15 protein-coding genes and 1 other annotated feature are annotated in these 12571 nt (G+C 52.6%); all 15 genes read left to right on the forward strand.

Going from position 1 to position 12571, the window contains the following annotated elements:
- Positions 1-7 precede the first annotated feature (7 nt).
- The 15 genes from mreC (at position 8) to NSS64_RS03745 (ending at position 12500) form a co-directional block, all read left to right on the forward strand.
- Positions 8-877, forward strand: a complete 870-nt coding sequence (gene mreC / locus NSS64_RS03675; protein ID WP_341139257.1) for a rod shape-determining protein MreC — start codon at positions 8-10, stop codon at positions 875-877.
- Positions 877-1407 carry a rod shape-determining protein MreD gene (gene mreD / locus NSS64_RS03680; RefSeq protein ID WP_341139258.1) on the forward strand — a complete coding sequence of 177 codons (531 nt, stop codon included), beginning with the start codon at positions 877-879 and terminating at the stop codon, positions 1405-1407. Before mreC ends, mreD begins: the two co-directional genes overlap by 1 nt.
- Before the next feature lie 81 nt (positions 1408-1488).
- Positions 1489-2148, forward strand: a complete 660-nt coding sequence (gene minC, locus NSS64_RS03685; protein WP_036698972.1) for a septum site-determining protein MinC — start codon at positions 1489-1491, stop codon at positions 2146-2148.
- 5 nt (positions 2149-2153) lie between these two features.
- Complete coding sequence (gene minD / locus NSS64_RS03690) at positions 2154-2948, forward strand: septum site-determining protein MinD (protein ID WP_076079452.1); 795 nt, start codon at positions 2154-2156, stop codon at positions 2946-2948.
- Between the two features lie 166 nt (positions 2949-3114).
- The gene (locus NSS64_RS03695) at positions 3115-3981 is read left to right on the forward strand and encodes a M23 family metallopeptidase (RefSeq protein ID WP_340938669.1); all 867 of its coding nucleotides are present in this window, start codon (positions 3115-3117) and stop codon (positions 3979-3981) included.
- On the forward strand, positions 3974-4816 hold the full coding sequence (locus tag NSS64_RS03700; protein ID WP_340938670.1) for a M50 family metallopeptidase: 843 nt from the start codon (positions 3974-3976) through the stop codon (positions 4814-4816). The genes NSS64_RS03695 and NSS64_RS03700 overlap by 8 nt, the downstream gene beginning before the upstream one ends.
- A gap of 34 nt (positions 4817-4850) precedes the next feature.
- Complete coding sequence (locus tag NSS64_RS03705; protein ID WP_341139259.1) at positions 4851-6092, forward strand: Rne/Rng family ribonuclease; 1242 nt, start codon at positions 4851-4853, stop codon at positions 6090-6092.
- Between the two features lie 101 nt (positions 6093-6193).
- Positions 6194-6279: a sequence feature (ribosomal protein L21 leader region), on the forward strand.
- A 14-nt stretch (positions 6280-6293) separates the two neighbouring features.
- A complete protein-coding gene (rplU, locus tag NSS64_RS03710; protein ID WP_036698983.1) occupies positions 6294-6605 on the forward strand; it encodes a 50S ribosomal protein L21 in 312 nt (103 codons plus the stop codon).
- A gap of 12 nt (positions 6606-6617) precedes the next feature.
- On the forward strand, positions 6618-6953 hold the full coding sequence (locus tag NSS64_RS03715; protein ID WP_340938673.1) for a ribosomal-processing cysteine protease Prp: 336 nt from the start codon (positions 6618-6620) through the stop codon (positions 6951-6953).
- 17 nt (positions 6954-6970) lie between these two features.
- Positions 6971-7282, forward strand: a complete 312-nt coding sequence (gene rpmA, locus NSS64_RS03720; RefSeq protein WP_020429282.1) for a 50S ribosomal protein L27 — start codon at positions 6971-6973, stop codon at positions 7280-7282.
- Positions 7283-7520: 238 nt separating this feature from the next.
- Positions 7521-8261, forward strand: a complete 741-nt coding sequence (locus tag NSS64_RS03725) for a Spo0B domain-containing protein (RefSeq protein WP_076079456.1) — start codon at positions 7521-7523, stop codon at positions 8259-8261.
- A gap of 15 nt (positions 8262-8276) precedes the next feature.
- Positions 8277-9584 carry a GTPase ObgE gene (gene obgE / locus NSS64_RS03730; RefSeq protein ID WP_341139260.1) on the forward strand — a complete coding sequence of 436 codons (1308 nt, stop codon included), beginning with the start codon at positions 8277-8279 and terminating at the stop codon, positions 9582-9584.
- Between the two features lie 214 nt (positions 9585-9798).
- Positions 9799-10977, forward strand: coding sequence for an SPFH domain-containing protein (locus NSS64_RS03735; protein ID WP_341139261.1), 1179 nt, complete (start codon positions 9799-9801; stop codon positions 10975-10977).
- 5 nt (positions 10978-10982) lie between these two features.
- Positions 10983-11729, forward strand: a complete 747-nt coding sequence (locus NSS64_RS03740; protein WP_341139262.1) for a hypothetical protein — start codon at positions 10983-10985, stop codon at positions 11727-11729.
- 15 nt (positions 11730-11744) lie between these two features.
- Positions 11745-12500 carry a hypothetical protein gene (locus NSS64_RS03745; protein ID WP_341139263.1) on the forward strand — a complete coding sequence of 252 codons (756 nt, stop codon included), beginning with the start codon at positions 11745-11747 and terminating at the stop codon, positions 12498-12500.
- Positions 12501-12571 lie beyond the last annotated feature (71 nt).

Genomic DNA, 12571 nt, shown 5'->3' on the forward strand with positions numbered 1-12571 from the left:
CTCGAGATTGTTCAAGCTGTTTAACAATAAACGACTGTTTATATTGCTGATTACGCTGGTTACGTTTATCGTTCTGATGGGCTTCAGCCTGGGGCAGAGGAAGACCCTGTCCTGGCCGGAGAACTTCCTCAGAGATACGACCGGATTCGTGCAGAAAATGTTCTACAAGCCCGCTGGATACGTAGCGGGCTTCTTCCAAGATATCGGGACTCTGAAAGAGCTGGCCGAAGAGAATAAGAAACTTAAGATTCTGGCCGCACAGTACGCCCGGGATAAGGCGCAGTTAAATTTTATTAAAGCTGAGAATGAGCGCTACCAAAAGAATCTTAAATTCACGGAAGCCCAAAAAAACATGTATAAATATGAATATCTGATTGCCAATGTTGTCAGTGTAACGACAGAGCCAGGCAATAATACACTTGTCATTGATCTTGGGGAGAAGGATGGCATCCGGCTGAATATGTCTGTAACTTCTATCGAGGGCCTTGTAGGGGTCATCAGTAATGTGAGTAAATTCACCTCTACCGTGAAGCTCATGACAATGATGGATAGCAAGGACCCCAACTCACAGCCTCCTATATCGGCAACCGCTGTGAACAAGGAAGGCAAGACCTTTGGGATGATTGAGAGCTACGACCAGCAGACCGGAATGCTGCTGATGAACAAAATTCCCGTAGGCGATCCGATTGCTGAGGGTGATATGATTATTTCCTCTGGAGGCGGGGGGATGTATCCCCGTGGAATGCCTATCGGCAAGGTGGAAGAAGTCAAGGTAGGACAGTATGGGTTCACCTCTACAGCGATTATCAAGCCGGCGGCAGAATTCCAGGACTGGAAGGAACTCTTCGTTGTCTATACGGAGGAGCGTGTAGAATAGTGAGGATGCGCAGACCTGTCCTGGTACTTTTGTTATTCTTTTTGTTTATTCTCGAAGGCACAGTGCTTCCCTGGCTGATTCCTGACGGCTGGCAGATGCGGATTATTCCTAATCTCGTCTTCATCGTCATTCTGTTCGTAACGGTATACCATCACCGGCATTCGGCACTTATTCTGGGCTTGTCGTTCGGCATGCTGCATGATGTGGTCTTCTATGGCCGCATACTGGGTGCTCATTCCTTCGCTATGGGTTTATCTGCGTACCTGATCGGGCTGATATTCCAGATTCCCCGCGCACCGCTGCCGCTGATGATGACAGTGGTGCTGCTGGGCAGCCTGCTGGAGGACAGTATTCTTTTTGCCATCTATAATGTGTTTAATCTAAGCCAGGAGCCATATAATTGGGCACTCTTGCATCATATGCTGCCTACCATGCTCATTCATTTTGCTGCAGGCCTGCTTCTCTACATTCCGCTCCGGCGCCAGCTGGAGCTGCTGAAGAAAGAGACTATCGATGAGGAGGCTGCGTAAGCTGCAGCAGCATTTTCTTATCACCCAAAGAAGGAGTTTGCCCGGCCCGGCACGAATGAATGAGGATAGGGGGACAGGCATATGACAGTTAAATCCAAGCACGTAAGGATTAAGGGCATCAAGGATGGCCTGGTATTCCTGCTAGACGACAAGTGTCCCTTTGAAGATCTCTTAAGCGAGCTTCGCTACAAGCTGGAGCACAGCCATCAAAATATTCTGACCGGACCGATTGTGCATGTGGATATTAAGCTGGGCAACCGTGCTGTTACTGAAGAAGATAAAGAGGCGGTACTGGAGATCCTCAAGAGTCAGGGGAATCTGTTAATCCGTTCGGTTGAAGCTATTGAAGATCCTGAAGAGAAGGATACGGAAGCCTTGTTCATGATGAGCGGAATGCTCCGCTCGGGCCAGGTGCTGCATCATGAGGGCAATCTGCTGTTCCTCGGGGATGTGAATCCGGGAGGGACCATTACCTGTTCAGGGGATATCTATATTCTTGGAGCACTCAAAGGGATGGCACACGCCGGAATCAACGGTAACCAGGAGGCCATTATTGCCGCTTCCCTGCTCGCGCCTACCCAGCTCCGGATTGCTGAGATTATCAGCAGACCTCCGGATGAATGGGGAACCCGGGAGAGCAGCATGGAATTTGCCTACTTATCAGGCGGTGCTATGCAAATCGACAAAATTCATAATATAGTGAAGTTACGTCAGGATTTAAATGTGTTTAAAGGGGTGTAGCCTCCATGGGAGAAGCGATTGTCGTAACCTCGGGCAAAGGCGGAGTTGGCAAGACAACCACAACAGCCAACATTGGTACCGCACTCGCCTTGCAGGGCAAAAAAGTATGTCTGGTGGATACCGACATTGGACTGCGGAATCTGGATGTTGTCATGGGGCTGGAGAACCGGATCATCTATGATCTTGTCGATGTGGCGGAAGGCCGCTGCCGTCTGAATCAGGCGCTGGTCAAGGACAAGCGCTTCGATGAGCTGTACATGCTGCCCGCTGCCCAGACCAAGGACAAGACTGCCGTTACACCGGAGCAGGTCAAGGATATCATTCTGGAGCTTAAGAAGGAGTATGAATATGTTCTGATCGATTGTCCGGCCGGCATTGAGCACGGCTTCCGCAATGCGATTGCCGGTGCTGACAAAGCCATTGTGGTCACCACTCCGGAGCATGCTGCGGTGCGGGATGCGGACCGGATTATCGGTCTCCTGGAGCAGTCATCGGTAGAATCTCCGAAGCTTGTGGTTAACCGGATTCGCCAGGGCTTGATCAAGTCCGGGGATATGCTTGATATCGAGGATATTCTGCAGGTGCTTAATATTGATCTGATCGGGATTGTACCCGATGATGAACAGGTCATCCGGGCGGCGAACAACGGGGAGCCTACCGTGATGAACCCGGACTCCTTAGCAGCGATCGCCTACCGTAATATTGCCCGGCGTATTCTTGGCGATGCGGTGCCGCTGATGCAGCTTGACCAGAAGACGGGCGCCTTCAAGAAGCTCAAGAAATTTTTTGGAATGGGCTGAATCCCGGCCACGCACTTATACATGGCAATCTTCAGTTAAGAGCCCGCTGCTGAGAAATCACCGGCGGGCTTATTTTTGTTGTGCAGTAACTTGGACAGGGCTTGTTCTAAAGCGGCTTCCGCCACTCATAAAATGGAAGTAAAACAAGCCCGCCGGAGGGATCATTATGGAATACCCGAGAGAGTCCAAGAACCGCCGCAAGAAACGTATACAGAATCTGCTGGAGGAGAAGCCGGCAGCCGGAGCAGCACCAGCACCAGAGCGGTTCCGGCTGTCTGATAGTCCTCCCTCCTTCAGAGAATGGGGGGCTGGGGACAGGAATGAATTTGCCTCTTCCCCTGAGCCTGACCCCGAGACGATGTGGAAGCAGCAGCGTAACCACTGGGAAGATGAAGACGGGAGGGGACCGGGGCAGGGCTTCCGTGCTGGTCTGCTGCGGCGGACGGTAGCCAGTCTGCTTGTCTTCGGCGCTGTATGGGGCATTTTTGCCGTGCAGGAGCCATGGGCCGTGAAGGCACAGTACTTTATTACAGACATCCTCAGCAATGATATGGATTTTGCAGCAGCACAGGTGTGGTACGAGGAACATTTCAATGGAGCCCCGTCCTTCATTCCGATTTTCGGAGATGAACAGGTACCGGCGGAGAAGGTGACAGCCGCCCATGAACTTAGCGCTCCGCTTGCAGGAAGTATTGTGCGTCCTTTTGCCACTTCGCTTAATGGCATTGAAATTATACCGGCAGACGATTCAAGTGCCAGTGTCACGGTGAAAAGTGTAGATACGGGCCGTGTGCTGGCCGTTTCAAAGGAAGCCCGGGGAGGCATCCGTATTACGGTCCGCCATACCGGGGAGATCACGGCAGAATACGGTCATTTGAGCGGGACACGGCTCGCGGTGGATGACTGGGTACAGAGCGGAGACGAAATAGGCTGGATTCAGGGGACGGAGGATGCCCGGGTCCCGTTGCTGTTTTTTGCAGTTATGAAAGACAAGACTTATATTGATCCGGCCGAAGTGGTATCGTTTGATTAGGGTCTGCGGCATTGAATTGTCACTGCATCCGCTCTTCGTGCTGATTCTCATGGTATCCGTGCTTACCGGACAGTTCCTGGAGCTGCTTACCTTGTTTCTGATCGTGTTCATTCATGAGCTTGGACATGTATGTGCGGCGCTGCTGGCCGGAATTAACGTCAGATCGGTACAACTGCTGCCATTCGGCGGCGTTGCGGTTATAGAGGATCATGGGCGGCTTACGGCTGTCCGTGAGATCGGGATTGCCCTGGCCGGTCCGCTGCAGAACGGAATTATGATTCTGATGGCGCTGGCGCTTAAGCAGGTGGAGTATGGAAATATCGCCTATCTGGATTATTTTATCGGAGCCAACGCCATGATCGCTCTGTTCAATCTGCTGCCGGTGCTTCCGCTGGACGGCGGCAAAATCCTTCAGGCAGCCCTGAGTCTGCTGCTTCCGTATTATTACACGCTGCTGTGGACCGGCAGAGTCAGTATTGCGGCCAGCCTGCTTGTGATAGGGTTCGCCCTGCTTCCGCTTGGGCACGGGGACGGCCTCCGCCTTAACCTGCTGATGATCGGAGCGTTTCTGCTCTATTCTAATTGGACGGACCAGCGTAATTTGCCGTACCGGTTTGTTGGTTTTTTGATGAACCGTGAGCGGATTTATGAGCGGTATCTGCTGGCGGAGAGTATTGCCCGCCCAATAGTTGCCTCGCTCGCGAAACCTTTGGATGAGATATTGCGTCTATTTAAACGTAACCATTATCATTATATCTATGTGATGAATAACGACAGAGACATCGTAGCCGTTGTGCCGGAGCAGCGTCTGATTGCTTCGTATTTCGGAAAGTAACAAGCGAGAAATGATTCAAACCAGAGGTGAAGCCATGAAACAAATGATCGTTCACTGTACACAGCATATTACCCGCATGGCACTTCTGGAGAACGGGAGGCTGGTGGAATATGCGGCTGAACGCGATCAGCAGCAAGGTCTGGTCGGGAGCTATTATAAAGGCCGGGTAATGAATGTGCTGCCTGGTATGCAGGCGGCTTTTGTAGATATCGGACAGAAAAAGAATGCGTTCCTATACGTAGATGATGTATTGCATCCCCATCTGGACAAGCAGCCGGACGTCAAGCCTTCGATTGAGACGCTGCTGCAGCCCGGTCAGGAGATTGTCGTCCAGGTGAGAAAAGAACCGCGGGGCGGCAAAGGCGCGCGGGTAACCACGCATTATACGCTGCCCGGACGCTGGATGGTGTACATGCCTTTTGCCGAATATGTCGGGGTCTCCAAGAAAATAAGCCGGGAATCGGAGCGCAGCCGGCTCAAAGGCATCGGCGAGCGGCTGCGCCAGGGTGAGGAAGGACTCATTATGCGCACCGTCTCCGAGGACGAGCCGGTGGATGCCGTGGAGGGAGATCTGGCTTTTCTGCGGGCGCAGTGGGAAATGATTACGCGGCGTTCCAAGGAAGTGGAGGCACCCGCTCTGTTGCACTGCGATCTGAGTATCGTCCAGCGGTTCATCCGGGATGCCTTCAATCCGCAGCGTGATGAGCTGCTGATCGATTCAGCCAAGGCGGTTAAGGAGGCGGAAGCCTTCCTGTCGGATATGGCTCCTGAAGGGTACAAGCCTGTGGGATTCTACAGGGGGCAGGAGTCCATTTTCTCTGCTTACGGGGTGACGGAACAGCTTCATAAGAGCTTCAGCCGTAAGATCATCCTTGAAGGCGGGGCTACGCTCATCTGGGATGAGACAGAGGCCTTGACAGTGATTGACGTCAACACAGCGCAGTACACCGGCGGGACGAACCTTGAGGATACGGTAACGCGGACCAACCTGCTGGCTGCGGAGGAGATCGGGCGGCTTGTCCGGCTCCGGGATACGGGCGGTATTATTATTGTTGATTTCATTGATATGGAGCGGGAAGAGCACCGCAGGCAGGTGACGGACAAGCTGGAGAGCATTATCAGCAGGGACCGGACCAAGACGCATATTCTCGGCTGGACCCATCTCGGTCTGCTGGAGATGACCCGTAAGAAGGCCAGACATGATTCCGCCGGATTTGCCCCGGTGATCTGCCAGTGCTGCGGCGGTACAGGCAAGGTTGGGACATGGCTGGAGTAGGGATAAGATGATCAGGTTGTATATGTTTTGTAAGGAGATATTGACTAGGGCCCGTATGTATGATAATATCTTCAAGTATGTGTTTGGTTGTTCCATTCCTGCACATGCTGTAACCGCTCCGATCGGGTAGATGAAGCGTAATTCCTCCGGGGATTGCCACCTTGACTAGGCGAGTCTGAGACATGAGGAGGTGCAAGTACAATGTATGCAATTATCGAAACTGGCGGTAAACAATACAAAGTCCAAGAGGGCGATGTTTTGTTCATTGAGAAGCTGGAAGCTGAAGACGGCGCAAGCGTAACGTTTGACCGTGTCTTGGCTGTTTCTAACGAAGGTGGTTTGACTGCAGGAACTCCGCTGGTAAGCGGCGCGTCTGTAACAGCCAAAGTCGAGAAGCATGGTAAGGGTCATAAGGTTGTAGTTTACAAATACAAACCTAAGAAGAACTACCACAAGAAACAAGGCCATCGTCAACCGTACACCAAAGTAACTATCGAGAAGATTCAAGCGTAAGAAGGTGCGTTAATGATTAACGTGCGGATTACACGGGCTTCTGCTCAAGGTGTCATTGTCGGTTTTGCCGTCAAGGGGCATGCGGAATACGCAAGGAATGGCAAGGATATCGTCTGCGCAGGTGTTTCGACGGTTACCGTTGGAACTGTGAATGCGATTGAGAGCCTGACCGGAGTTGTTCTGGATACTTCGATGAATCATGGATTCTTAAGCGGAACCCTGGTTCCCGTGAATGATCCCGAAGTCTCCGCCAAGGTACAGCTTTTGCTGGAATCTATGGTGCTGATGCTCAAGGATATTGCTAAATCCTACAGGAAATATATTCAGATACAGGAAGTCATCATTTGAAGAAGGAGGTTGACAACATGTTGAAATTGGATCTTCAATTATTCGCATCGAAAAAAGGTGTTGGTTCCACAAAGAACGGACGTGATTCCCATTCTAAGCGTCTTGGCGTGAAACGGGCTGACGGTCAAGCAGTAACCGGCGGCAACATCTTGGTTCGTCAACGCGGAACCAAAATCCACCCGGGCACGAACGTGGGCATCGGTAAAGATGACACACTGTTCGCACTTGTGGACGGCGTAGTGAAGTTCGAACGTTGGGGACGCGACCGCAAAAAAGTGAGCGTGTATCCGGTGGATGTCGCTCCGGTAGCAGCGGCACTGGAAGCGTAAGCTTACGGAACCTATGAAGATGAGAAGCCTCCGGCATCAGTGCCGGGGGCTTTTTTTGAAATTGTTTCGGGGTCCCGCAAAGTACCTGAGTAAGTATCGAAGCTTAAGCCACACTTTGTGGGGGAATCTGGTGATTGCGGAGAAAGCCTGTGTTATACTGGGAAATGGTGAATATGAAGCAAGATAAGCAGTGCTTACATTGGAATCAATTTTGCGAACCAAGGGACGGGGAGAAAGAATGAAATCCTGGAAAAGTAAGGTCTGGGCAGTCATGTTATCCGCAGTGTTTCCTTTAGGTCTCGTGTATTGGCAAACCTCCCTTTTCACATGCCTGCTGCTCGGAGTCTGGGTAGCGGCAGTGCTTGCATTCAGCTTTGTTTACAACCGGCGTCAATATGAAGAGGAACTGCGTATACAGGAGAATACTCTGCAGCAGGCGGCAAACCGGACACTGAATCATCATCGTCATGACTGGATGAATGATCTGCAGGTGCTTTACGGATATATCCAGCTGGGCAAGCCTGATAAATCCGTACAATGTGTGGAAAGAATAAAGGAGCGTATTGCGCTGGACAGCCGTATTGCCAAATTGGGAGTACCTTCCCTGGTGTTCTATCTGCAATCCTTCCGTACGTTCAGAAGCAGTCTGGAGCTGGACATACAGGTAGAGGAAGGGCTCCAGCTGGAGGACAAGCTGAGTCCAGAGGTAGGAGCTGAGCTGACTTCGGTAGTTATGCAGACGGTTAGAGCGTACCAGTACAGCGGAATAACACAGCATGGAGACACGCGGAAGCTTGAGCTCAGCTTTTCACAGGAGGGAAGAGACATTCTGATCTCTTTCAAAGGTGAGGGAGAGCAAGACAATCCCGAACTGCTTCAGGGGCAAATTTATAATATAGTACAAGGAAAAATCATGAAGGCGGAGCAGGTTCAGCCTGCCAAGGGTTATTTGGAACTGCGGTTACCGCTGGAGATGTAAGGAAGGTGAACATTTATGTTCGTAGATAAGGCTAAGATTTATGTAAAAGGCGGAGACGGCGGAGATGGACTCGTAGCGTTTCGCCGGGAGAAGTATGTACCGGATGGAGGTCCTGCCGGCGGCGATGGCGGCCGCGGGGGAGATGTGATCTTCCGCGTGGATGAAGGCTTACGGACCCTGATGGATTTCCGTTATCAGCGGCACTTCAAGGCGGATAAGGGAATTAAGGGGCGCAACAAGAGCCAGCACGGGGCCAACGCCGATCATATGATCGTGCGTATTCCTCCGGGTACGGTGCTGATTGATGATGATACCCAGGAGATCCTTGCCGATATGACCCGTCATGGACAACAGGTTGTAGTGGCCCGCGGCGGCCGGGGCGGCCGGGGGAATACCCGGTTTGCGACGGCGAACAATACGGCGCCGGAGCTGGCTGAGAATGGGGAAGAGGGTCAGGAGCGTTACATCGTAATGGAGCTGAAGGTCATGGCGGACGTAGGCCTGGTAGGCTTCCCTAGCGTGGGCAAATCTACGCTGCTGTCGGTCGTGTCCGCTGCCCAGCCGAAGATCGGAGCGTACCACTTTACCACCATTACCCCGAATCTGGGTGTAGTGGATGTCAGAGACGGCCGCAGCTTTGTGATGGCGGATCTGCCTGGACTGATTGAAGGCGCGAGTGAAGGGGTGGGGCTTGGACATGAGTTCCTGCGCCACGTTGAACGGACGCGTATCATCATTCATGTCGTGGATATGTCCGGCTCGGAAGGCCGCGATCCTTTTGAAGACTGGGTACTGATTAACGATGAGCTGAAGCAGTACAATGCGGCGCTGATTGACCGTCCGCAGATCGTGGCGGCGAACAAGATGGATATGCCTGATTCCGAGGAGAACCTGGCTTCCTTCCGTGAGCGTGTTGCGGAGCTTCGCCCGGACCTGGAGATTATGCCGATCTCTTCACTGACCCGTCAGGGCGTTCAGGAGCTGCTCTACCGTGCTACAGATATTCTTGACAGTATTCCTGTGGCTCCGGTGGTGGAAGAAGTGGCCGGCAAAGAGCGCAAGGTGTATAAGCTGGAGGCGGAAGAGGATAACTCATTCACGATTACCCGTGACAACGAGGCCTTTGTAGTCAACAGTCCGCGGATTGAGCGGATGATTAAGAGAATGCAGCTAAGCACACATGATGCTATTCTTAGGCTGGCCCGTACTTTACGTCACATGGGTGTGGATGCCGAGCTGCGCAGACGCGGTGCTGTCGAAGGTACGATCGTGCGCATTGCTGATTTTGAATTCGAATTTGTCGAGAACAGCAGCTACTATTAATAGAGAAGCAAGGTTACCGGCTGTATCTTCCGAGAGGGGGATGCGGCCTTTTTTTATTGCTAAACAGGTGGCAAAACTATTTCTGCTAATAAAAGTTTTCTTTATATATCTGGATTAATTTACTACAATCATTATATAAGTGATGTTAAATTGAATCCAAAGGGTGTAATCTGCGTATATCATACATACCTGTCAGGAAAGAGGGAATGGACAGATGGCAATTATTGAAGTAGTCAAATATGACGGGCCTCCGGGTGTCTTTGCCTGGAAGTATCCGAACCAGGAGCTGGGGACCTGGACACAGCTGATTGTGAATGAATCCCAGGAAGCGATTCTGTTCAAGGGTGGAGAGGCGCTGGATTCCTTCACAGCCGGACGCCACACCTTAAGCACAGCGAATATTCCGATTCTGTCGAATGTGGTGAATCTGCCATTCGGCGGCAAGTCTCCGTTCACCGCAGAGATATGGTTTGTGAACAAGATGAACTCCATGAATGTGAAGTGGGGGACCAGTGCACCGCTGCAGCTGCAGGACCCTAAGTACAAGCTCATGGTAGCGGTACGGGCCTTCGGGCAGTTTGGCGTGCGGATCGAAGATCCCCGCAAATTCCTGCTGAAGCTGGTAGGCACGCTGCCGGTCTTCGATCAGGATACGATGATCAGTTATTTCCGCGGCCTGCTGATGTCTAATATCAATGAACTCATTTCTTCTTATCTGGTGCACAAAAAAATCAGCATCCTGGAGATCAACGCCTACGTCGTTGAAATCTCCAAGCATATTCAGGGGCGCTTGGCCTCCTCATTCCTGGATAGCGGCATTGAACTTAATAACTTCTATATTGATTCGATCAATATTCCTGATGATGATCCGGCAACCCAACGCCTCAAGGAAGCCTTGGCCAAAAAAGCGGAGATGGACATTATCGGCTTCACCTACCAGCAGGAACGAAGCTTCGATGCCATGGAGGAGGCAGCAGGCAATCCTGGCAATATAGGGGCGGGCATGATGAATGCGGGGCTGGGGCTCGGCATGGGCTTCGGGCTGGCCGGACCTGCGGCTGAGATAGCCACCCGGATGACCCGGAACATGTCCCTCGACGGCAGTACAGGCAGTCAGCAAGGACCTCATACTGCTTCTAAATCCTGCTCGGGCTGCGGAACCGTTAATCCGGCAGATGCCCGCTTCTGTACCGGCTGCGGCCGCAGTCTGCAACCCCCGCCGGAGGCGGAGAATGAGGTATGCCCTAGCTGCGGCAAGGCGGTCATCCCTGGTGCCAGATTCTGTCCGCATTGCGGAGAAGGCCTGATCCTGAAGTGCGCAGGCTGCGGGCATGAGCTGAAGCCCGGACAGAAATTCTGTCCAGAGTGCGGCACCAGAGCGGCTAACGGGTGAACGGAATGCAGAGGCAGAGGTCATATACGGGTCTTGTTACTGTCCTTTATGCTGCTGTGCTGGCAGTTACTGCCGGTGCCTTCTTCACACTTGGATTCTCGGAATCGCTGCCGCGCTTCGTAGTGACTCTGCTTGCTGTATGTATGGCAGAGACTGTGGTTTATGTATATTGCATGCTATGGCTGCGCCGTGCTCCTGAAGCGGGCCGGACTTCACCGGTATTCATCAGCGGAGCTGTAATTATAGCCTTCTATCTGGCAGCGGTACTTGCTTCGGCTATTCTGCTGGACTGGCTTCTGGAACTGAGTCCGCTCTGGTATGCGGGAGAGCAGCTGCTCATCCTGATTATAGCTGCCCTCGTGCTTGCGGCTACAGCCGGGTATGGCTGGAATGCCGCCTCCGGGGAGCGCAGGGCTGCGGAAGCTTCGCGGAGCCTGCGTACCCACATGCAGGAGCTGCAGGAGATCAGACGAATTGCCGGCACCTGGAAGCATTCTGAGGCAAGCAGGCTGGTAGAACTGATTGATTCTCTGGAGGAGAAATTCCGCTACAGTGACCCGGTGTCGAGACCGGGATTGTATGCCACGGAAGACATCATTAGGCAGCAGATCTCTCTGCTGCATGACCATGTGGCGCTGCTGCTTGTCCTGAAGGAGCTGCCGGCCCGCTGGGACACAGAGACAGAGGAATTAACCGAGAGTATTGCCGGCACGCTCCAGCGGCGTAACCTGGAGCTGGCGGCGCTTAAATAGGAGGAATAGACAGCAATGGGGATAGGGAATCAGCCGGGCGGACTGCTGCCGGGCCGGGAAGGACAGCCCTCTGATAGTCTGCCTAAGTATGAGCGGACTACTTTTGATATTGTAACTATCGGTGCCGGATATTTGTTTATGCCGTTGGGGCTCGTGCTTGCGCTGGTACGCATGCTGAGCACCCATTATAAAAATTACCGCAAGCCCGTCAATTATAGTCTGTTGTTCCATGTATTTGTGGGCGGCTTCGTGCAGTTGATGGGAATTGTCGTCAATTCCATCTTCAGTGAAGTCGCCGTTGATACTGGTACGTTAATTGGAATGTTAATTATGTTCTCATTGATAACGCTTCTGCCTGCGGCCGTATTTGCCAGAAGTGCAGCCAAGGCCAGGTTCCGGTTCGCCCAGCTAGCGAATCAATATGTGCAATTGATTACCGTAGGCAGAGTCCGCTATACCGGGAATCTGGCTGACCGCACCGGGCAGAGCGAAGGCGATGTGAACAGAGATCTTATCTATCTGCAGAAGTACGGGGTGCTGGACTCCGGGCTTCTCTTCCATGAAGGAGCGGATGCAGTGCCGCAGGCCCAGGCGGGGCAGGCAGGTGCATCGCCCTTCTCGCAGCCTGCAAGGCAGCCGTCCTATCAGCAGCCGAGGCCGCAGCAGCTTCCCAAATCTGTCCGTTGTCCCGGCTGCGGGGCACAGAATACGGTAGCTCCCAACCAATCTACCAGCTGCGATTACTGCGGGACGACCATTGCTTACAGCTGACCGGGTTCTGCAGGTGAAGGCTGTTCCTCCTAGCTAATAGGGGGACAGTCTTTTTCGCTTGTTTACAGAAA

This window comes from Paenibacillus sp. FSL H8-0122, from assembly GCF_038005345.1.
GTDB lineage: Bacteria > Bacillota > Bacilli > Paenibacillales > Paenibacillaceae > Paenibacillus_AQ.

Excerpts from the sequence above, each read along its gene's own strand:
- minC (WP_036698972.1), top strand. The coding sequence starts at position 1,489 with ATGACAGTTAAATCCAAGCACGTAAGGATTAAGGGCATCAAGGATGGC.
- minD (WP_076079452.1), top strand. The coding sequence starts at position 2,154 with ATGGGAGAAGCGATTGTCGTAACCTCGGGCAAAGGCGGAGTTGGCAAG.
- NSS64_RS03695 (WP_340938669.1), top strand. The coding sequence starts at position 3,115 with ATGGAATACCCGAGAGAGTCCAAGAACCGCCGCAAGAAACGTATACAG.
- NSS64_RS03705 (WP_341139259.1), top strand. The coding sequence starts at position 4,851 with ATGAAACAAATGATCGTTCACTGTACACAGCATATTACCCGCATGGCA.
- rplU (WP_036698983.1), top strand. The coding sequence starts at position 6,294 with ATGTATGCAATTATCGAAACTGGCGGTAAACAATACAAAGTCCAAGAG.
- NSS64_RS03715 (WP_340938673.1), top strand. The coding sequence starts at position 6,618 with ATGATTAACGTGCGGATTACACGGGCTTCTGCTCAAGGTGTCATTGTC.
- rpmA (WP_020429282.1), top strand. The coding sequence starts at position 6,971 with ATGTTGAAATTGGATCTTCAATTATTCGCATCGAAAAAAGGTGTTGGT.
- NSS64_RS03725 (WP_076079456.1), top strand. The coding sequence starts at position 7,521 with ATGAAATCCTGGAAAAGTAAGGTCTGGGCAGTCATGTTATCCGCAGTG.
- obgE (WP_341139260.1), top strand. The coding sequence starts at position 8,277 with ATGTTCGTAGATAAGGCTAAGATTTATGTAAAAGGCGGAGACGGCGGA.
- NSS64_RS03735 (WP_341139261.1), top strand. The coding sequence starts at position 9,799 with ATGGCAATTATTGAAGTAGTCAAATATGACGGGCCTCCGGGTGTCTTT.
- NSS64_RS03740 (WP_341139262.1), top strand. The coding sequence starts at position 10,983 with ATGCAGAGGCAGAGGTCATATACGGGTCTTGTTACTGTCCTTTATGCT.
- NSS64_RS03745 (WP_341139263.1), top strand. The coding sequence starts at position 11,745 with ATGGGGATAGGGAATCAGCCGGGCGGACTGCTGCCGGGCCGGGAAGGA.